Consider the following 20,196-nt stretch of genomic DNA (forward strand, 5'->3'; position numbering starts at 1 on the left):
TGATGGCCATGGGACCCGAAGCGCAGGCTTTTATCGTTTTTTCGCTGGGCATGCTGGTGCTGATGGGCACCGGCATGAACATGGGCCTGGCCCTGGTGCTCACTGGCGCTGGCATGGCCTGGGTGCTGGATTTTTTCGACACGCAATTGCTCGCGCAGAACCTCGTGGCCGGGGTGGACAGCTTTCCGCTGCTGGCCGTGCCGTTCTTCATCCTGGCGGGTGAGCTGATGAACTCAGGCGGCATCAGCCGTCGCATCATCGACATGGCGCAGGCATGGGTGGGGCATATCCGGGGCGGCCTGGGTTATGTGGCCATCGGCGCTGCGGTGCTGATGGCCAGCATGAGCGGCTCGGCCCTGGCCGACACGGCCGCGCTGGCCACCATTCTGCTGCCCATGATGCGCCAGCAGGGCTACCCGATGAACACCTCGGCAGGGCTGATCGCCTCGGGCGGCATTATCGCGCCCATCATTCCGCCGTCCATGCCGTTCGTGATCTATGGCGTGACGACCAACACCTCGATCTCGGCGCTGTTTGTGTCGGGCATCGTGCCTGGCTTGATGATGGGCGCGGGCCTTATCTTTGCCTGGCGCTGGGTGTTGCGCGGCTTGGATCTGCCTAAGGGCGAACCCTTGCCCGCCAAGGACCGCTTGCGCGCCACGGCACGCGCCTTCTGGGCCATGCTGATGCCGCTCATCATCATCGGCGGCATGAAGACGGGGGTTTTCACCCCCACCGAGGCCGCCGTGGTGGCCGCGTTCTATGCTCTGGCGGTGGCACTTTTCATCCACCGCGAGATGAAGCTGGCGGACATCTATGGCGTGCTGGTGCGCGCGGCCAAGACGACTTCCATCGTGATGTTCTTGTGCGCCGGTGCCCAGGTGGCCAGCTACATGATCACGCTGGCCGACCTGCCCAATGTGCTGACCAGCTGGCTGGGCCCGCTGGTGGAGAACCCGCGCCTGTTGATGGCCGTGATGATGATCGTGCTGGTGCTCATCGGCACGGCGCTGGACCTCACGCCCACCATCCTGATCTTTGCGCCCGTGATGCTGCCCATCGCCGTCAAGGCGGGGATCGACCCGGTGTACTTCGGCTTGATGTTTGTGCTCAACGGCGCCATCGGCCTCATCACGCCGCCCGTGGGCACCGTGCTCAACGTGGTGGCCGGGGTGGGGCGCATCTCGATGCACAGCGTGATCAAAGGCGTGAACCCGTTCCTCTTCACCTACGTGCTGATCCTGGCACTGCTGGTCGTGTTTCCGCAGATCGTGACCGCTCCGGTTCTGTGGATGCGTTGACGATGCTGCGCCCTCTTTTCCCGTGCCTTTCTTTCCTTCGCCAATGGAGACAACCATGAAAACTTTCCGCCGTACCCTGCTCGCCGCCCTGTCGGTGGCCGCCATCACCTGCTCGTTCCAGGTGGCTGCGCAAGACTTCAAGCCGCGCATCATCCGTTTTGGCTACGGCCTCAACGAAGTGTCCAACCAGGGCCGTGCCACCAAGCTGTTTGCCGAAGAGGTCGAAAAAGCTTCAGGCGGCAAGATGAAGGTGCGCGCCATCGGCGCCGCCGCACTGGGCTCGGACGTGCAAATGCAGCAGGCGCTGATCGGTGGCGCGCAGGAGATGATGGTGGGCTCCACCGCCACGCTGGTGGGTATCACCAAAGAAATGGCGATCTGGGACACGCCCTTCCTGTTCAACAACGCCAAGGAAGCCGACGTGGTGCTGGATGGCCCCGTGGGCCAGAAGGTGATGGACAAGCTGCAGGAAAAGGGCCTGGTGGGCCTGGTGTACTGGGAGAACGGCTTTCGCAACCTCACCAACAGCAAGCGTCCTGTCAACAAGCTGGAAGACATGGACGGCATCAAGCTGCGCGTGATGCAGAACAACGTGTTCCTCGACAGCTTCAAGACCCTGGGTGCCAACGCGGTGCCGCTGCCGTTCTCCGAACTCTTCACCGCGCTCGAAACCAAGACGGTGGATGGCCAGGAGAACCCCTACAACACCATCCTGTCGAGCAAGTTCTATGAGGTGCAGAAGTACCTCACGGTGACGAACCACGTCTATAGCCCCTGGATCGTGCTGGTGAGCAAGAAATACTGGGACGGCCTGTCGAAGGCCGAGCAGAAGGTGCTGCTCGACGCCGCCAAGAAGAGCCGCGACTTCGAGCGCCAGGACACGCGTGCCGAGGCCGACAAGGCGCTGGCCGACCTCAAGGGCAAAGGCATGCAAGTGAACGAGCTGCCTGCCGCCGAAGCCAACCGCATGCGCGAAAAGCTCAGCGCCGTGAACGCGAGCATCGCGGCCAACGTGGGTGAAAGCCTGTGGAAGGACGTGCAGGGCGCCGTGGCGCAGGCACGGGCTGGCAAGTAAACCAACGCTTGTTGACGGGGCTCAGCCCCGTCAATAGAAAAGGCCGAGGCCCCATGCGGGGCCTCGGCCTTTTTGCATTTGCAATCCAGAGTCTGCGCCACAGCGCAGACCCGGCAAATTACAGCGAACCGATTTCGCCGGAAGAGATCTTGCCGGTGCGCAGCGCGTCCACAGCTTGAGCGTTCACTGCATTGCGGTCAGCCGTGGAGGTGTAGACCAGAGCACGCGAACCGACGGGGATGGCGCCGCTGGTCTGGGGCACGGTGGCGGCTTCAGCCATCACTTCAGCGCGGGTGCGGCTGGTTTCGAACTTCGTGGCGAATTGCGATGCATCGGCTTCGTCAGCCTGGGCACCGAAGGAAGCGAAAGCGGCAACAGCAGCGATGGAGAGGAAACGGGCGGTCTTGTTCATGGTGAAACTCCTGTGAAATTCAAAAAATGGGGACGAGGTGTCTGGAATACGTGAAGCGCGAAGCCGTAGATTCAAAAAGGTGAATCAACCGCCTTCAGCGGGGCCCACGCGGCCAGTGCGCATGGCTTGTGCGGCAGCTTCGGCACGCACTGCAGCGCGGTCTACCGTGGACTTGTAGGTCACCACGCGGGAGCCTGCTGGCTCCTGGCTGCGCATTTGGACTGCGGCGGCGGCTTCGGCAACCACTTCGGCACGGGTGCGGTTCGTGTCGAATTTCAGGGCAAATTGCGAACCATCAGCTTCGTCAGCCTGGGCACCCAACGAAGCGAAAGCAGCCACAGCGGCGATAGAGAGAAAACGTGCAGTCTTGTTCATGATGAAAGTCCTTGAAGTTAAAAAAAGCGTCTCAAAAAAGCCGGAGCGAAGATCAAAAACAACTTGCTTCGCACCGGGTTCGGTGAGTCGCCTTGCGGGTTCGGCTCATCGATGGGATGAACTGTACGCCGCAGGTGGATGAAGAAAAACCAGCTGGTCGCAAACTAACTGTTCCAGTTTTGGAAACAATCTAGACGCTTGTATCCTGCCTGTGGCCAATGAGAAGAATCTCAGGCCCGCAGCCGGTCGCAAGCGATCGATCCGAGGCAAGAAGGGTGGGCGTTGATTCCTTTGGATGTGCGTTGGACATGGGCTGTATCGTGCCCGGCCGACGCTGCGGCGTCGTCTCGTCGCCGTTTCGGTTCTTTTCAGTTTGTTTCGGGTTCGGCCGAATGCAACAGGGTCGAAACATATGCATCGCTGTTGCCACACTGGGCCCAAAAGGGGGATAAATCGGGCTTGCGCGGGTTGCGCCCGTTGGGCTTATGGGCTGAAATCTCTCTGTACCTGTTCCAGGTGTTACGAGGGAGGTTCCATGACCGTAGTCGCCAAAATTCTTCAGTCCAAACCGGACGCCACTGTCCACACCATTGCGCCCACGGCGTCGGTGTTCGATGCGCTCAAGCTCATGGCCGACAAGGGCATCGGCGCCCTGGTGGTTACTGAGGGGGATGCCATCGTGGGCATCTTCACAGAGCGCGATTACGCGCGAAAGATCGCCCTGCTGGGCCGCACGTCAGCCGCCACGCTGGCGCGCGATGTGATGACCACCTCGGTACGCTTTGTGCGGCCCGAGCAGACCAGCGAGCAGTGCATGCAGATCATGAGTACCGGCCGCCTGCGCCACCTGCCCGTGGTGGACAACAACGGCAAACTCGTGGGCATGATCTCGATCGGGGACTTGGTCAAGGACATCATCTCCGAGCAGAAATTCATCATTGAACAGCTGGAGCAGTACATCACTGGTAGCCATTAGAGGACAACCCCCTGAGGCGCTGCGCGCCTTCCCCCTTCTCTCGAATGGCTGCGCCATTCGGGAAGGGGGACGCACCCAGCGCGGCGGGGCGGCCCTTGCGCGGGTGCACTGGTCTGGGAAAGCGCGCTTGCGGAGGCTGTGCCCTTGGCGCACACCAAAAAAGGGCTCTGACCGTATCTGGTCAGAGCCCTTTTTGCTTCGATTGCATGGGCCGCCGCCGACCGTTGGCTCAAGCCGCTTTTTCTACATGCCCCTGGCGCGTGTACAAAAAGTCAATCACCGCCTTGCGGTAATGCACATACTGCGGGTCTTCGGCCAGTTCCACGCGCTTGCGCGGGCGGGGCAAATCCACCGCCAGCACCTCGCCAATGGTGGCGGCTGGGCCGTTGGTCATCATCACGATCTTGTCGGACAGCAGTACGGCCTCGTCCACATCGTGCGTCACCATCACCACGGTGCTTTGGGTGCGGGCGACGATCTCCAGCAACTCGTCCTGCAGCTTGGCGCGGGTCAACGCGTCCAGTGCGCCGAAGGGTTCATCCATCAGCAGCACCTGGGGTTCCATGGAGAGCGCACGCGCAATCCCTACGCGCTGCTTCATGCCGCCAGATATTTCGCCGGGCCGTTTTTGCCCGGCGGGCGTGAGGCCCACCAGGGCCAGCGCGGCGTCGGTGCGGGCCTTGAGCTGGGCCTTGGTTTCCTTGCCGCCAAACACGCGCTCCACCGCCAGGTAGATGTTGTCAAAGCAGGTGAGCCAGGGCAGCAGCGAATGGTTCTGGAACACCACCGCGCGCTCGGGGCCCGGGCCCTTGATTTCCTTGTTGGCGCACAGCAGCGCACCGTTGGTGGGCGTGGTCAGCCCGGCAATCAGGTTGAGCAAGGTGGACTTGCCGCAGCCCGAGTGGCCGATCAGCGCCACGAACTCGCCTTTGGCAATCGTCAGGTTGATGTCGCGCAGCGCCGGGAACAGGCCCTTGGCGGTCTTGAAGGTCTGCTCGACGCCGTGCACCTCGATGAACTTGGTGGACAGCGATGGATGGATCGAGGGGGTCGTGGTCGTGTTCATGCCTTCACCTCTTCAAACGTAAATGCAGTGGCCAGCTTGATGAGCGCAAACTCCAGCACCAGCCCGACGATGCCGATCACGAAGATCGCGATGATGATGTTCTTGACGTTGAGGTTGTTCCACTCGTCCCACACCCAGAAGCCAATGCCCACGCCGCCGGTCAGCATCTCGGCCGCCACGATCACCAGCCATGCGGTGCCCACGGCCAGGCGCACACCGGTCAGCATGTAGGGCAGCACGGCGGGGAAGAGGATCTTGGTGGCGATCTTCCATTCGCTCAGGTTCAGCACGCGGGCCACGTTCATGTAATCCTGCGGCACACGCTGCACGCCCACGGCGGTGTTGATGATCATGGGCCAGATGGAGCAGATGAAGATCGTCCAGATGGCGGCGGGGTTGGCGCCCTTGAACACCAGCAGGCCAATCGGCAACCAGGCCAGGGGCGATACGGGGCGCAGCAGGCTGATGAGCGGGTTGAACATGCGCGACAGGAAGTTGAACCGCCCGATCACGAAGCCCGCCGGGATGCCCACCAGCGCCGCCATGCCAAAGCCCACGGCCACGCGCTCCAGCGACATCAGCACATTCCAGCCCACGCCCTGGTCATTGGGGCCATTGCGGTAGAACGGGTTGCTGAAGATTTCCAGCGCCTGCTTCCAGGTCTCCACCGGGTTGGGGATGCTGCCGCCGGTGGTGGTGGATACCACCGCCCACAGACCGATGAGCAGCCCCAGGCCACAGAGCGGCGGCAGCACCGCCATCCAGAAACTGCGCGACAGGGCCGCCCAGTCGCGACTGGCAGGGGCGGGGCTCGCCGTTGTTTCGGCTTTGGACTGTTTTTGGCTTCTGGCGCTTGCTGGTGAAGCGCTGATAGCTACATTATTCATAGCGTTCTGTGCAACCACGGGGGCTGCATCCAACGGGGAGTGAAAGACGGCACTGACCATGGTGTTCTCCTTGGCAGGGTGGGTGGGGCAGGGCGCTTACGCCTTGATCTTGAAGCTGTCGGCGTACTTGGCGGGGTCTTTGCCGTCCCACACCACGCCGTCCATGAACTTGCTGGTGCGCATTTCGCTCTTGGGCAGCGGTGTCTTGGAGGCGGTGGCGGCCTGTTTGTAGACGTCGATGCGGTTCACCGCCTTGGCAACGTTTAGGTAGTCGGGGTGGTCCTTGATCAGGCCCCAGCGCTTGTGCTGCGTGAGGAACCACATACCGTCCGTGAGGTAGGGGAAGTTCACCGTGCCTTCATTGAAGAACTTCATGTGGTTGGGGTCGTCCCAGGTCTTGCCCATGCCGTCCTGGTAGCGGCCCAGGATGCGCTGGTTGATGGCATCGACGCCTGTGTTCACGTAGGCCTTGCCGGCAATGGTTTCGGCCATCTTGTTCTTGTTGGCCAGACCATCGTCGATCCATTTGCTGGCCTCCAGGATGGCTGCCGTCACGGCACGGGCCGTGTTGGGGTATTTCTGCACGAATTCGGACGTTGTGCCCAGCACCTTTTCGGGGTGGTCTTTCCAGATGTCCTGCGTGGTGGTCGCGGTCACTCCGATGCCGTCCATGATGGCGCGGTGGTTCCAGGGTTCGCCCACGCAGAAGCCGTCCATGTTGCCCACGCGCATGTTGGCCACCATTTGTGGCGGGGGCACGGTGATGACCTTGGCATCCTTCATCGGGTTGATGCCGTTGGCCGCCAGCCAGTAGTACAGCCACATGGCGTGGGTGCCGGTGGGGAAGGTCTGCGCGAAGGTGTACTCTCGCTTCTCGCTGGCCATCAGCTTGGCCAGGCCCGCGCCGTTGACAGCGCCCTTGTCGGCGAGCTTCTTGGACAGCGTGATGGCCTGGCCGTTGTGGTTGAGGTTCATCAGCACCGCCATGTCCTTCTTGGGGCCGGCCAGGCCCAGGTGCACGCCATAGACCAGGCCGTACAGCACATGGGCAAAGTCGAGTTCGCCGTTTACCAGCTTGTCGCGCACACCGGCCCAAGAGGCTTCCTTGGTGGGGATGATGGTGACGCCATATTTCTTGTCGATGCCCAGCACCGAGGCCATCACCACGCTGGCGCAGTCGGTCAGCGGGATGAAGCCAATCTTGACTTCCTTTTTCTCGGGGGCGTCCGAGCCCTGGGCGTGCACCAGGGCACGCAGGGCCGGGCTCACGCCCACAGCGCCCACGGTGGCGGCCTGCAGCACGGTGCGGCGGTTGAGGCTGGTTTTCAACAGATCGGTCATGGGGCGGTTCCTCGGTGCGTTAGAAAACAAAAAAGGCGTCCTCCCCTGGCCGGATTGCATGCGCAAACGAGCTTCGGAGAGGGACGCCTTTGTCCATGGCAAAGCCCATTGGGGGGCTTTGTGTCAGCACCGGCCCGCCATTGGGTTGGTGCTGTCAGTGGTGGGACCGTCTTTGGTCTTGCCAGGGTTAATGCAAGCAGCGTGCCAGCCTGTTTTCGCCAGTTTGGCGCCACCATTACTATGCTTTTGATAGCTGCCTAGGCATGCTGGAAAGGCGCAAATGGTCATTTTTGGCCTGCAACGGTCAGGGTTGGTGCATGCGCGCTGGCTGCACTGCGTTTGTGCGGCGCACCATCTGGGAGAAGCTGGTTGAGCTGGGCTTGGCCTAGGCGAAGGATGCCAAGCAAGGGCCGCCCCGCAGCGAGGGCATCGTCCCCCTTCCCGAATCGCGGCAGCGATTCGAGAGAAGGGGGAAGGCGCGCAGCGCCTCAGGGGGATGTCACCTGCCTAGCCCAGCAGATCCATCACATCGAGCATGCGCTGGGCCACGTCCACCAGCTTGAGGCCCTTGTCCATGGCGGTCTTGCGCAGTTTCTCGTACGCGGCCTGTTCGCTCAGGCCCTGGCGCTGCATGAGCAGGCCCTTGGCACGGTCGATGGTCTTGCGGTCTTTCAGTTCGGTCTTGGCGTCGGCCAGTTCGGCACGCAGGGCCTGTTCGTGCTGGAACCGCGCCATGGCCACGTCCAGAATGGGGCGGATGCGCTGGGGGGCCAGGCCCGCCACGATGTAGGCCGACACGCCCGCCGCCACCGCGTCCTTCACGTGCGAGGTGTCCTCGTCGTTGGTGAACATCACGATGGGGCGGCGCTCGTCGCGCGTGGCCATCACCACATGTTCGAGCGCGTCGCGCGCCTCGCTTTCGGCGTCCACGATGATGAGGTCGGGCTGCAGCTGGGCGATGCGCTCGCTCAGAAAGACATCGGCAGGCAGGGTGGCCACCAGGTTGAAGTTGTTCTCCAGCAGCCCAATGCGCAGCGCCCGCGACCGTTCCGCCTGAAGTACGGCGTGTTCGTCGGCGGGGTCGGCGACTGCCAGATCCGGGGCAACCACCACGATGCGCAGAGACTCGTTCATACCCAGGAGCATAAGCAATTTTTACGCCACAAAATGGTGCATCGAAGCGGTGCGTTCCGGGGCTGCAGGCTGGCAGCAGGTTGTGGCAGCTTCCAAGGCCTGAAACTTGCTAATAGTTTGTCGATGGGCAGGGCATACCCGATAGCAGCTACCCGGTCGCATCGCATATACATCTGGTCACATTGACCCATTCAAGAGGATTTGCATGAACAAGCACATTGACCGGCGGCGTATCTCTGCCGGCTTGGCCCTGACCACCGTGGCGGTATCCGCGCTGCTGGTGCTGACAGGTTGCAGCAAGGTGCCCGACACCATCAAGATCGGCGTGGCCCAGCCCCTCTCCGGCCCCTTGGGCGCGCTGGGGCAGGATTTGCTCAACGGCGTCAACCTGGCCGTGGCAGAACTGAACAAGGGCGGCTACACCGTGGACGGCAAACGTGTGACGCTGGAGGTGGTGTCGGTGGACGACAAGGCCGATGCCGCCACCGGCAAGACCGTGGCGCAGCAGCTGGTGGACGCGGGCGTGGTGGCGGTGATCGGGCACCTGAATTCGGGGGTGAGCATTGAGACGGCTCCGATTTACGCCGCCAAGGACATCGCCCAGATCGCCATCTCCACCAACCCCAAGTTCACGCAACTCGGCTTCCCAACCACCTTCCGCATGGTGGCCAATGACACCTTGCAGGCGCGCGCTATCGGCTCGTTTGCCGCCACACAGCTGGGTGCCGCCCGCTACGCCGCGCTGGACGATGGCACGCCTTACGGCAAGGGCCTGGCCGACGGTGCTGCCGAGCAGCTCAAGGCCGAAAAGAAGGAAGTGGTGGTACGCAAGTCGTTTGACGACAAGACGGTGGCTTTCGACGAACTGGCTGGCGAGCTGAAGGCCGCCAAGGTCGAGGTCATCGTGTCCACCCTCAACGACTTTCAGGCCCTGGCTCTGCTCGAAGCCCTGCGCAAGGTTGATCACACCAAGGTCAGCCTGCTGGGCGGGGACACCATCAAGACCACCGACATGACCAAGGCCATGGGCATGGTCGAAGGCGTCTACGCCACATCGCCAGTACTGGAAGCCAAGGAGTTCACCACCGGCAAGCCCTTCCTCGAAAAGTACATCGAGGCCTACAAGAAGCCCCCTGCCTATGGCGGCCACTACAGCTACGACAGCACCTATGTGCTGTCAGCCGCCATCCAGAAGGCCAAGTCGGCCGATCCGAAAGCGATCACCAAGGCCATGCACAGCATCAACGGCTATGCGCCCGTGATCGGCACCATGACCTGGGACGACAAGGGCGAACAGCGCTACGGCGCCGTGGGCGTGTATGAACTGCGCAGCGGAAGCTGGGAACTGCGCATGCGTTCGGACCGCTGGTAGTCAAGCCGCCAGGTCGTCAGCCGCCATCCATCCGCACAACCCCTGCTGGTGACTGCCAGCAGGGGTTTTTGCATCCGACCCTGAACGGGGCCGGGTTTTACACTCGGGGCATGAGTTTGCTGATCCTCGGTATTGAATCTTCGTGCGACGAAACGGGCGTGGCATTGGTCCGTTCCACGGGCAATGCCGTGCCCACGTTGCTGTCGCACGCGCTGCACAGCCAGATTGAGATGCACCAGGCCTACGGTGGCGTGGTGCCCGAGCTGGCCAGCCGTGACCACATCCGACGTGTGCTGCCGCTGGCAACGCAGGTGCTGACCGAGTCCGGCCAGTCGCTGGCCGATGTGGACGTGGTGGCCTACACCCGCGGGCCGGGCCTGGCCGGTGCGCTGCTGGTGGGGGCGGGCGTGGCGTGCGCGTTGGGCGCTGCACTGGACAAGCCGGTGCTGGGTGTGCACCACCTGGAGGGGCACCTGTTGTCGCCCTTCCTCAGCGCCGACCCGCCTGAATTCCCTTTTGTGGCCCTGTTGGTGTCGGGCGGCCACACCCAGCTGATGCGTGTGGACGGCGTGGGCCGCTACGAGATCCTGGGCGAGACCATTGACGATGCGGCTGGCGAGGCGTTCGACAAGTCCGCCAAGCTCATGGGCCTGGGCTACCCGGGTGGGCCAGCGCTCTCGCGCCTGGCTGAGCAGGGCGATGCCGCAGCCTTCAAGCTGCCGCGCCCGCTGTTGCACAGTGGCAACCTCGATTTCTCTTTTGCCGGGCTCAAGACGGCGGTGCTCACGCAGGCGAAGAAGCTGGGTGACGACTTGGAAGCGCGCAAGGCCGACCTGGCCGCCAGCACGGAGGCGGCGATTGTCGAAGTGCTGGTGAAGAAGACCCTGGCCGCGCTCAAGCAGACCGGTCTGAAACGTGTGGTGGTCGCCGGTGGCGTAGGGGCCAACCGGCACCTGCGTGCGCAACTCAATGCGGCCTGCGCTGCGGCCAAGGTGCGCGTGCACTACCCCGAGCTGCACCTGTGCACCGACAACGGCGCCATGATCGCCATGGCTGCAGCCATGCGGTTGCAGGCGGGGCAGCAGCAGGCCAATGCCGACTATGCGTTTGACGTGAAGCCACGCTGGCCGCTGGATGCGATCACGGTTTGATTTTCTGAATAAAAAGGGCCGCTACCGCCTGTCCAGCAAGCGTTAGCAGCTATCCTTTTTGATTGTCAGAAAGGGTAGTGGCGGGGTGTGGTCTGCACCGTGATCCAGCGCAGTTCGGTGAATTCACGTACACCGGCCATGCCGCCAAAGCGGCCATAGCCCGAACTTTTCACGCCGCCAAAAGGCATCTGGCCTTCGTCGTGCACCGTGGGGCCGTTGACGTGGCAGATGCCCGATTCGATGCGCGCCGCCACGTTCCAGGCCTTGGCCACGTCGCGGCTGAACACGGCGGATGACAGGCCGAACTCGTTGTCGTTGGCGCAGGCAATGGCTTCCTCCACGCCGTTCACGCGCACCACGGGCTTCACGGGGCCGAACGACTCTTCGCGGTAGATGTCCATCTCGGCCGTCACATGGTCGAGCACCGTGGCCTGCATCAGCGTGCTGTCGCTCTTGCCGCCGCAGACCAGCTTGGCGCCCTTGGCCAGTGCGTCGTCGATGAGGGCGTTGCAGCGGTGCCCCGTGGCCATGTCCACCACGGAACCCAGCACCACCGGGCCCTTGCGCGGGTCGCCCAGGGGCAGGGCCTTGGCGCGCTCACCCAGCTTGGCCACAAACTCGTCGGCCACGGCGTTGTCCACGATGATGCGCTCGGTGGACATGCAGATCTGGCCCGAGTTGGCAAACGCGCCAAACACCGTGCCCGCCACGGCGGCGTCGATGTCGGCATCGTCCAGCACCAGCAGCGGGGCCTTGCCGCCCAGCTCCAGCACCACGGGCTTGAGGTACTTGGCGCAGGTCTGCGCAATGATGCGGCCCACCTTGGTGGAGCCGGTGAAGTTGATGCGGCGTACTGCCGGGTGGGCCACGATGGCCTCGACCACAGCACCTGCGTCGGCGGGTGCGTTGGTCACAAAGTTCACCACACCAGCAGGCAAACCGGCCTCCTGCAGCGCCTCGATGATGAGGCCATGCGTGGCGGGGCACAGCTCCGAGCCTTTGAGGATCACCGTGTTGCCGCAGGCCAGCGGGGTGGCGATGGCGCGCACACCCAGGATGACGGGGGCGTTCCACGGTGCAATGCCCAGCACCACGCCCGCCGCCTGGCGCACGCCCATGGCCAGGCTGCCGGGCACGTCGGAGGGGATCACTTCGCCCGCGATCTGCGTGGTCAGCGCTGCGGCTTCTTGCAGCAGGCCGGCAGCCAGGTGCACGTTAAAGCCCGCCCACATGCCGGAGGCCCCGGTCTCGGCCGCCATGGCCACGGCGAAGTCCGCCGTCTTGGCTTCGAGCGCGTGGGCGGCTTTGAGCAGCAGCGCGCGGCGCGCATTGGGGCCCAGGGCGGACCATGCGGGGAAGGCCTTGGCAGCCGCGTCGGCAGCGGCCACGGCATCGGTCACTGTGGCGGCAGGCGCGGTGGTGGCGACCGATCCGTCCAGCGGGTTGCGGCGCTCAAACGTGGCACCGCCCGTGGCTTGAACGCGCTCACCGTTGATCAGCATTGAAATGGCAGTCATTGAAAGCTCCTGAAAAAGAACAGATAAAAAAGGGGGAAAGAGGTATTCAGGTCACGCCCAGGTAGGCTTGGCGCACCACGTCGGACTGCAGCAAGTCGGAGGCTGCGCCAGACGCCACGATGCGTCCGCGCTCCAGTACATAGCCGCGCTGCGCGATCTGCAGTGCCTTGCGCACGTTTTGCTCGACCATCAGCACCGTCACGCCCTGCGCAGCAATGCGCTGCACGATGGTCAGCAGCTCATCGACCATGCGGGGCGCCAGGCCCAGCGATGGCTCGTCGAGCATCAACAGGCGCGGGCCGCTCATCATGGCGCGGGCCACGGCCACCATCTGCTGCTCGCCGCCGCTCATGGTGCCGGCGAGCTGTGTGGCGCGTTCCTTGAGGCGGGGAAAGTCTTCAAACGCTTGATGCAACCGCTCGGCGCGTACCCGCGACGGCACCAGCCAGCCGCCCAGCTCCAGGTTCTCGGTCACCGTCATTTGCGGGAACAGCTGGCGGCCTTCGGCCACCAGGGCCAGGCCGCGCTGCACGCAGGCGGTGGCGTTCATCGCAGGCACTGCCTGGCCGTCGAGCAGCACGGTGCCCAGGCGTGGCAGCAGGCCCGCCAGCGCCTTGAGCAGCGTGGTCTTGCCCGCGCCGTTGGGGCCCACGATCACAGTGATGCCGGGCGCAGCTTCCAGTGCCAGGTCTTGCAGCACCTGAAAGCCGTGGTAGCCCGTGGTCAGGTTCTGCACGGTGAGGTGTGCGCCGCTCATGCCGTGGCTCCTTGTTCGGTGTGTTCTGCGTTCTGGGTCATCTCGTCACCCAGATAGGCCTCGATCACCTGCGGGTCGCGCACCACTTCTGCGGGTGTGCCGTCGGCAATCTTGCGGCCCTGGTGCAGAACCAGCACGCGCTCCACGTACTTGAGCAGCGTGGTCACCGCGTGCTCGATCCACACCACCGTCAGCCCCCAGTCATCGCGCAGGCGGCGGATGCGCTGGGCCATGGCATCGACCTCCGCTTCGGTCAGCCCTGCAGCCACCTCGTCGAGCAGCAGCAGGCGCGGGCGTGTGCCCAGGGCCATGCCGATCTCCAGCAGGCGCTGCTGCGAGGGTGTCACGTCGGCGGCGGGGCGGTCGGCCAAGTGCGCCAGGCCCAGCATGGTCAGGATCTCGCCCTCGCTGCGCAGGCCCTCGGGCCCCTGGCGGTGGCGGCCTGCGAACTGCATGCCAAAACGCACGTTGTCGCGTACCGTCATGTCTGGGAACACGCGTGGTGTCTGGAAGGTGCGCGCGATGCCATGGGCGGCGTAGTGGTGCGGCCCCTTGCCGGTCAGGTTGTCAGCGCCACTGTGCAACGTGCCCGAGGTGGGCGGTTGCACGCCCGAGATGGCGTTGAAGAACGTGGTCTTGCCCGCGCCGTTGGGGCCGATGATGCCGATCAGCTCACCCGTGTGCAGCGTGGCGCTCACGCCGTCCACAGCGGTGAGGCCGCCAAAGCGCACGGTCACGGCGTCAATCGTCAAAAGTGCTTCAGCCATGGTGAGCCTCCGCAGCAGGCTTGCGCCGTTGCCACAGCGTGGCCAGGCCATTGGGCAGGTACATCACGCACAAAATCAGCAGCAGGCCCAGCACCATCATGTAGCCATAGGGCAGCTGCAGGCGCAGCGTTTCGGCCAGCAGGCTGAATACGATGGCTGCCAGGATGGGGCCGCCCAGGCTGGTGGCGCCGCCGATCAGTGCGATCAGAACCGTCTGGAAGCCGATGAAGGGGCTGAACACGGCTGCGGGCTCAATGTAGGTCCAGCGCACGGCCATGGCCGCGCCCACGGCGCCCGCAAAGGCGGCGGTGATGCCAAAGCCTGCGATCTTGGCCAGACGCGTGTCCACGCCCAGGGTCTGCGCACGCTGCTCGTCAGCACCGATGCCCGAGAGCGCCAGGCCAAAGCGGCTGCGCTGGATGGCAATGGCTGTGGCAATGGCACCCGCGGCGATCAGCAGCACCGTGAGGTACACCGTCTCGTTGCTGGGAACCTCCATGAGCACCCGGCCTACGGTGCCAGAGACCTGCTTTTCGACAAAGGTGACGGCGTGGCGGATCAACTCCGTCATGCCGAAGGTGAGCACCGCAAAGTAGGTGCCGCGCAGGTGCAGCACGGCAGCCCCCATCACCACGGCCACGATGGTGGCGATCAGTGCGCCGCTCAGAATCACCAGCGGCCAGGGCAGTACGCCCAGCAGCGTGGCGCTGGTGTACGCACCAATGCCGAAGAAGGCCGACGTAGCGAGTGAGAGGTAGCGGGTGGCACCGCAGAACAGCGACCAGCTGGTGGCCAGCGCGATGTACATCAGGCAGCTGAGCAGCACCGAGGTGGCGAACTCAGACACCAGCCATGGCAAGGTGGCGACCACGGCCACCCCCGCGCACAGTGCGAGCCAGGGCTTGTTGGAATGGAGGAGTTTCATTTCTTGCTAAACAAACCGTTGGGGCGCCAGATCAGCACGCCGATGAACACTGCGTAGCTCAGCAGCATCTTGAGAGACGGGCTGCTGAAGTGCATGCCCAGCGCCTCGACCACGCCCAGCAGCAGGCCACCGGCCAGACTGCCCGCCAGGCTGCCGAAGCCGCCCAGCGTGATGACGATCAGCGCCGTCACGGTGTACGGCTCACCCATCGACGGAGAAATCTCATACGTCATGGACAGCAGCGCACCCGCCACGCCCGACAGGCCCAGGCCAATGCCAAACATCATGGGATGCAGCCGCCGGGTGTTGATGCCCACCAACTGCGCGCCCGTGGGCGACTGCATCAGCGCACGCACGGCCTTGCCCAGCAGCGTGAGCTTGAGCAGCGCGATTAGCGCGGCCGACAGCGCCAGTGCCACGCCAAACAGCACCAGCTTGTTTTCCGTGAAGCGCATGCCCGCGATCTGCACGGGGTCGGCCAGATATTCATAGCCACGCAGGTCGCCGCCCCAGATCAGCAGGGCGGTGTTCTGCACCAGGAACATGAGGCCAAAGCCCACCATCAGGCTGCGCGCCTCGAACACGTCCACGTTGGGCGCGCGCGCTGCCAGGCGCTTGAAGCACAGCGCGTGCACCACCACACCCAGCACAAACAATGCGACAAAAGCCAGCGGCATGAGCAGCAAAGGCGAGATGCCCCACAGGGTGTGCGCCGACCAGGTGAGGAAGGCGCCGAGCATCAGAAACTCGCCATGCGAGATGTTCATGATGCGCATCAGCCCGTACTGCAGGTTCAGGCCCATGGCCACCAGCGCATAGATGCCGCCGGTAATGAGGCCACTGGCGACCAGTTCGGCCCAGGAAGTCAGAGACACTTTGTTATTTCCAGGCTGGTTTCGCGGTGTTCAACTGCGCCGTGGCACGGTCCTTGGGCCACACGACTTCGAAGTCGTTGCCCTGCCACTGGCTCACCGTGCCGGGGATGGACGCGTTCTCGCTGCCCTGGAAACGGATGCCGCCCAGGATGGTCTTGAACTCGTTCTTTGCGATGTGTTCGCGCAGCGCCTTGCGGTCCAGGCCCGCCTTCTCCACGGCCTGTTGCAGGATCTGCAAGCCTGCCCAGGCGTGGCCGCTGGCCCAGCGGTCGGGCTCCTTGTTGAACTTCTTCACGTGGGCGTCGAAGTACGCCTTGGCCTCGGGGCTTGTCTTCACGCTCCAAGATCCCATGCCAATCACGCCCTCGGTGTTGGCGGCCATCACGTTCTTGTAGAGCTGGAAGGCCGTGCCCACCGAAGCGTAGAAGAACTTGGGGTTCAGGCCCACCTCGCGCGCCTGGCGGCTGGCCAGGATGGTGTCGGGCGGGTACGTGATGCCGATGAAGGCGTCGGGGTTCTGGTCCTTGATGCCGCGCAGCACTGGCGCCAGGTCCTTCACGCCCAGCGGGTAGCTCTTGCGCTCCAGCACCTGGATGCTGGTCTTCTTGAGGGCGTTGTTCAGCGCGGCGAAGTTCTCCAGGCCAAACAGGTCGTCCATGTAGACGATGGCAATGGTCTTGACGTTGTTGGCCACCAGCATGTCCACCAGCGCACCCATCATCTTGTCGGGCTGCTGCAGCAGCGAGAAGAAGTAGGGCAGGTTCATGTCGATCAGCTTGCGCGACAGCGCCGTCGGCGCCAGCAGCGGGTAGCCGAAGCGGTTGGCCAGCGGTGCGATGGCGAAGTTGGCGCCCGAACCCCAGGGCGGCAGGATCAGGTCCACCTTGTCGCTGCCCATCAGCTTTTCGTAGGTGCGCACGCAGGTTTCGGTCTCGCTGCGGTCGTCGTAGCCGATGAGTTCGATGGGGCGCTTGGTGCCCTTCACACTCAGGCCGCCCGCCGCGTTCACCTGTTCGGCCCACAGCAGGTAGTTGGGCTCCTGGCTGACCTGGGCGCCGGCCGCCCAGGGGCCGGTGCGGGCGATGGCGTAGCCGATGCGCACGGGTGCCGCGCTGCTGCCTTGGGCCCACAGTTGCGGGGCCACGGCCAGGGTGCCGACCGTGGCGGCGGCCCCTTTGATCCACTGGCGCTTGGAGGGTTGGTGTGCTGTCATTGTGTGTCTCCTCGGATGGGGCCTGCGTGGTGCACGCCGTGCCGGGAATCGTAGGCAGACGCGTTTGTGCGCGCTGCGCTCAGCGTGCACAAAACGCTTGCCTCAGCGTGCAGACGGCAGCGGGTTTACCCGGATTTCCCTCTGTGGCACGGGGTAACGGGGCACCGGATAATTCAGGGGCATAACGATCCGGCTTGCGCCCAACCGCCTGGAGACACCATGGCCCAATCATTGACCGAGGTATCCACCGACGCCGTGCCCGCGCGCGACCGCCTGCACCTGTGGGGCGATGCCGTGTGGCGCCTCATTGGCGGGCTGGAGTCCGATGCGTTTGGTGACGAAGCTTTTGCGGGCCACATCACCTCGGGCCAGGCGGGCTATGTGAACCTGTGCCAGCTGGATGTGAGCCGCCACCGCGTGGTGCGCACCCCCAGCCTCATCCGGGGCAGCGACCGGGCCTACATCAAGGTGGTGGCGCAACTCGAAGGGCGCGCCTGCTTTGAGCAGAACGGCCGCCAGGTGTGGCTGTCGCCGGGGGAGTGGAGCGTGTACGACACCACCCGCGCCTACGCCGTGAGCAACCCCGAGGCCGTGCGCCAGATGGTGCTGATGATCCCCAAGGAACAACTGCCCGAGCGCAAGCTCAAGCTCGATGACCTGATGGTGCAGCGCTTCTCGGGCACCAGCGGCGTGTCGCGCCTGGCCTGGGACACCATGCGCGCCGCGTTTGCCGAGCTGCCCACCATGTCCGACGCCGCCGCCGATGGCGTGGCCGATGTGATCACGCACCTGGTGCAGCTGTCGCTGCTGGAGCGCAACGGCCAGCAGAGTCTGCTGTCGCAGCGCGAGGCATTGCGCGACCGCATCAGCCAGTACATCGACCGGCACCTGGGCGACTCGGACCTCACCATCGACCGCATGGCCCAGGCGCTCAACTGCAGCAAGCGGCACCTGTACAACGCGGTGGCCGATGACGAGGAAACCCTGGCCGCGATGATCCAGCGCCGCCGCCTGGAGGCCTGCCTGCGTGACCTGCGCCACCCGGCGCATGCACAGCGCTCGGTCACCGACATTGCGCTGTCCTGGGGCTTCAGCAACAGTGCGCATTTCAGCCGGGCGTTCCGCGCGCATGTGGGGTGCAGCCCCAGCGAGTACAGGGTGCGAGCGGGGCTGTCTCTGGGCTTGGCGCACGCGCACTGAGGGCCAGGTGCCCCGAGTTTGGAGATTCGTTTTATAAAGACGCCGAGAATCGCCGCCATGCAGCGTTGCAAATCCTCGCGATAGATATGGCTATCGCTGCGGTTTGCGCCTTGCCTGACGACGATTTCGGCATCTTTATTTCATCAACGAACTTCCAACTCGGGACACTCGCGAGGCGGGCGTCGGCCGTCTGTCCGCTGGCGAACCGATAGCCAAGTTTTTTGATGGGGCCACGCCGGTGGTTGGTGACGCCTTTGCGTTGCATCAATTCTTTACCTGGGGTTGACCCTTTCGGTACGTTTTGACCTGAATGGCTCCTCACAATCGGGTTTTCCCTCGAGCGATGCCTTTCCATGAGTCCTTCCCATCGCGTCACTGTCGACGTCCTGCGCGCCCACCCCAGGTGCAGCGCACCGCGTGTACAGATAGCGCTCGCCGCGCTGCTGGTATTGGTGATCTCGGGCTGTGCAAGCCTGGAGCCCAAGGATAGCCAGTTGCCCGCCGTCGCCGTGCCAGCGGCGTGGGCTGCGGGCGCGGGTGGCAATACAACTCCCGATCAGGGTGCCACGTCTTTGGCCCAGTGGTGGCAGCGTTTTGACGACCCTTCGCTCACCACGCTGGTAGAACAAGCCCTGCGGGCCAACACCAACGTGCGCACCGCCCAGGCCGCGCTGCAGCAGGCGCGTGCGCAGGTGGATGTGCAATCGGCCGGCCTGTTGCCCAGCGTGGGTGCATCGGCTTCGGCACAGCGCAGCAGGGCCAGCAACAGCACGGGCAACACCTTCCAGGCCGGTTTTGATGCGAGCTGGGAGCCCGATGTGTTTGGCCGCCTGCGCAGCGGCGTGAGCGCCAGCGAGGCTGACGCCCGCGCGGCAGAGGCCAGCCTGGCCGACGTGCAGGTGTCGCTGGCCGCCGAGGTGGCCGTCAACTACGTCGAGCTGCGCGGGCTGCAGCAGCGCCTTGCCATTGCGCGCAGCAACCTGGCCAGCCAGCAGGAGACCTTACAGATCACGCAGTGGCGCCTGCAGGCCGGGCTCACCACCTCGCTCGTCACCGAGCAGGCCCGTGCAGCGGCCGAGCAGACCGCCGCGCAGATTCCCAGCCTGGAAGCCAGCCTGGCGCAGTCGCGCTACAGCCTGGCCGTGCTGACAGGCCAGGTGCCCGGCGCGCTCGACGCTACCCTGGCCGCCAGTGCCCCCGTGCCGCAGCCCACCGCTGAACTGACGCTGGCAATCCCGGCCGAGACGCTGCGCCAACGCCCCGATGTGCGTGCGGCCGAGCAACGCATTGCAGCCGCCCTGGCGCGCGTGTCGCAGGCCGATGCGGCGCGCTACCCCAGCTTCTCCCTCGGTGGCTCGCTGGGCCTGCGTGCCCTCACCCTGGGCGCGCTGTCGGCGGGCAGTGCGGTAACCAGCGCCTTGCTGGGCAGCGTGTCCATCCCGCTGCTGGATGGTGGCGCCGCCCGCGCGCAGGTGCGTGTGCAGTCTGCCGCGCTGGAGCAGGCCCGTGTGGCCTACGAAGCCACCGTGCTCACGGCCCTGCAGGATGTGGAGAACGCGCTGGTGGCCTTGCGTGGCGACCGTGAAAAGCTGGAGCGACTGACGGCCGCCGCAGACGCAGCCCGCAACGCCGCGCTGCTGGCGCAGCAGCGCTACAGCAGTGGTCTCATCGACTTTCAGTCCGTGCTGGAAACGCAGCGCACGCTGCTGTCCACGCAAGAGAGCGTGGCCACCACCACTGCTGCCGTCGCGGCAGACCATGTGCGCCTTTACAAGGCGCTGGGCGGCGGCTGGGCGGTAGCCGAATGAATAGCTGACAAGCCCTTCCACACGCCCACTCCATTGCATGCCAG

General features: G+C 64.4%; 19 protein-coding genes. 7 read left to right on the forward strand and 12 right to left on the reverse strand.

The window, feature by feature from the left end; translation table 11 throughout:
- Window positions 1–8: 8 nt before the first annotated feature.
- A complete protein-coding gene (locus EXV95_RS24545) occupies window positions 9–1,301 on the forward strand; it encodes a TRAP transporter large permease (protein ID WP_121422627.1) in 1,293 nt (430 codons plus the stop codon).
- Window positions 1,302–1,356: 55 nt separating this feature from the next.
- The gene (locus EXV95_RS24550; RefSeq protein ID WP_121507106.1) at window positions 1,357–2,376 is read left to right on the forward strand and encodes a TRAP transporter substrate-binding protein; all 1,020 of its coding nucleotides are present in this window, start codon (window positions 1,357–1,359) and stop codon (window positions 2,374–2,376) included.
- A gap of 118 nt (window positions 2,377–2,494) precedes the next feature.
- Here the strand turns inward: EXV95_RS24550 and EXV95_RS24555 are convergent, their stop codons facing one another.
- Together EXV95_RS24555 and EXV95_RS24560 are read right to left on the reverse strand one after the other, a co-directional pair.
- The gene (locus tag EXV95_RS24555) at window positions 2,495–2,788 is read right to left on the reverse strand and encodes a DUF4148 domain-containing protein (protein WP_176888854.1); all 294 of its coding nucleotides are present in this window, start codon (window positions 2,786–2,788) and stop codon (window positions 2,495–2,497) included.
- 84 nt (window positions 2,789–2,872) lie between these two features.
- Entirely contained in the window at window positions 2,873–3,163 is a 291-nt protein-coding gene (locus EXV95_RS24560; RefSeq protein WP_055400238.1) for a DUF4148 domain-containing protein, read from the reverse strand.
- A 535-nt stretch (window positions 3,164–3,698) separates the two neighbouring features.
- On the opposite strand from EXV95_RS24560, the gene EXV95_RS24565 reads away from it, so the two are divergent.
- A complete protein-coding gene (locus EXV95_RS24565; protein ID WP_121419410.1) occupies window positions 3,699–4,139 on the forward strand; it encodes a CBS domain-containing protein in 441 nt (146 codons plus the stop codon).
- 229 nt (window positions 4,140–4,368) lie between these two features.
- Here the strand turns inward: EXV95_RS24565 and EXV95_RS24570 are convergent, their stop codons facing one another.
- From EXV95_RS24570 to EXV95_RS24585, 4 genes are all read right to left on the reverse strand, one after another.
- Entirely contained in the window at window positions 4,369–5,181 is an 813-nt protein-coding gene (locus EXV95_RS24570) for an ABC transporter ATP-binding protein (RefSeq protein ID WP_176889176.1), read from the reverse strand.
- A gap of 20 nt (window positions 5,182–5,201) precedes the next feature.
- Window positions 5,202–6,152, reverse strand: coding sequence for a nitrate ABC transporter permease (gene ntrB / locus EXV95_RS24575; RefSeq protein ID WP_176888855.1), 951 nt, complete (start codon window positions 6,150–6,152; stop codon window positions 5,202–5,204).
- 36 nt (window positions 6,153–6,188) lie between these two features.
- Entirely contained in the window at window positions 6,189–7,433 is a 1,245-nt protein-coding gene (locus EXV95_RS24580; RefSeq protein WP_121507101.1) for a CmpA/NrtA family ABC transporter substrate-binding protein, read from the reverse strand.
- A 507-nt stretch (window positions 7,434–7,940) separates the two neighbouring features.
- Entirely contained in the window at window positions 7,941–8,567 is a 627-nt protein-coding gene (locus tag EXV95_RS24585) for an ANTAR domain-containing response regulator (protein ID WP_121419414.1), read from the reverse strand.
- Between the two features lie 205 nt (window positions 8,568–8,772).
- Here EXV95_RS24585 and EXV95_RS24590 point away from each other — a divergent pair, with 205 nt between their 5' ends.
- On the forward strand, window positions 8,773–9,939 hold the full coding sequence (locus EXV95_RS24590; protein WP_176888856.1) for a branched-chain amino acid ABC transporter substrate-binding protein: 1,167 nt from the start codon (window positions 8,773–8,775) through the stop codon (window positions 9,937–9,939).
- Between the two features lie 110 nt (window positions 9,940–10,049).
- Window positions 10,050–11,090, forward strand: coding sequence for a tRNA (adenosine(37)-N6)-threonylcarbamoyltransferase complex transferase subunit TsaD (gene tsaD, locus EXV95_RS24595; protein ID WP_176888857.1), 1,041 nt, complete (start codon window positions 10,050–10,052; stop codon window positions 11,088–11,090).
- 65 nt (window positions 11,091–11,155) lie between these two features.
- Here tsaD and EXV95_RS24600 read toward each other — a convergent pair whose 3' ends face one another.
- Genes EXV95_RS24600 through EXV95_RS24625 form a run of 6 tightly spaced genes read right to left on the reverse strand, consistent with a single transcriptional unit; the run spans window position 11,156 to window position 17,144 of the window.
- The gene (locus EXV95_RS24600) at window positions 11,156–12,607 is read right to left on the reverse strand and encodes an aldehyde dehydrogenase (RefSeq protein WP_176888858.1); all 1,452 of its coding nucleotides are present in this window, start codon (window positions 12,605–12,607) and stop codon (window positions 11,156–11,158) included.
- Window positions 12,608–12,653: 46 nt separating this feature from the next.
- The gene (locus EXV95_RS24605) at window positions 12,654–13,364 is read right to left on the reverse strand and encodes an ABC transporter ATP-binding protein (RefSeq protein ID WP_176888859.1); all 711 of its coding nucleotides are present in this window, start codon (window positions 13,362–13,364) and stop codon (window positions 12,654–12,656) included.
- Window positions 13,361–14,131, reverse strand: a complete 771-nt coding sequence (locus EXV95_RS24610; protein ID WP_176888860.1) for an ABC transporter ATP-binding protein — start codon at window positions 14,129–14,131, stop codon at window positions 13,361–13,363. The genes EXV95_RS24605 and EXV95_RS24610 overlap by 4 nt, the downstream gene beginning before the upstream one ends.
- Complete coding sequence (locus tag EXV95_RS24615; protein ID WP_176888861.1) at window positions 14,124–15,056, reverse strand: branched-chain amino acid ABC transporter permease; 933 nt, start codon at window positions 15,054–15,056, stop codon at window positions 14,124–14,126. The genes EXV95_RS24610 and EXV95_RS24615 overlap by 8 nt, the downstream gene beginning before the upstream one ends.
- Window positions 15,053–15,931: a branched-chain amino acid ABC transporter permease gene (locus tag EXV95_RS24620; RefSeq protein ID WP_176888862.1), complete on the reverse strand. Its 879-nt coding sequence runs from the start codon at window positions 15,929–15,931 to the stop codon at window positions 15,053–15,055. Before EXV95_RS24620 ends, EXV95_RS24615 begins: the two co-directional genes overlap by 4 nt.
- A gap of 4 nt (window positions 15,932–15,935) precedes the next feature.
- Window positions 15,936–17,144, reverse strand: a complete 1,209-nt coding sequence (locus EXV95_RS24625; protein ID WP_176888863.1) for an amino acid ABC transporter substrate-binding protein — start codon at window positions 17,142–17,144, stop codon at window positions 15,936–15,938.
- Between the two features lie 219 nt (window positions 17,145–17,363).
- On the opposite strand from EXV95_RS24625, the gene EXV95_RS24630 reads away from it, so the two are divergent.
- A complete protein-coding gene (locus EXV95_RS24630; RefSeq protein WP_176888864.1) occupies window positions 17,364–18,344 on the forward strand; it encodes a helix-turn-helix domain-containing protein in 981 nt (326 codons plus the stop codon).
- A gap of 353 nt (window positions 18,345–18,697) precedes the next feature.
- Window positions 18,698–20,152 (forward strand): efflux transporter outer membrane subunit, encoded by a 1,455-nt coding sequence (locus EXV95_RS24635; protein WP_255484861.1) that lies wholly within the window; start codon window positions 18,698–18,700, stop codon window positions 20,150–20,152.
- The last annotated feature ends 44 nt before the right edge of the window (window positions 20,153–20,196 follow it).

Source organism: Acidovorax sp. JMULE5, assembly GCF_013376875.1.
Taxonomy (GTDB): domain Bacteria; phylum Pseudomonadota; class Gammaproteobacteria; order Burkholderiales; family Burkholderiaceae_C; genus Acidovorax; species Acidovorax facilis.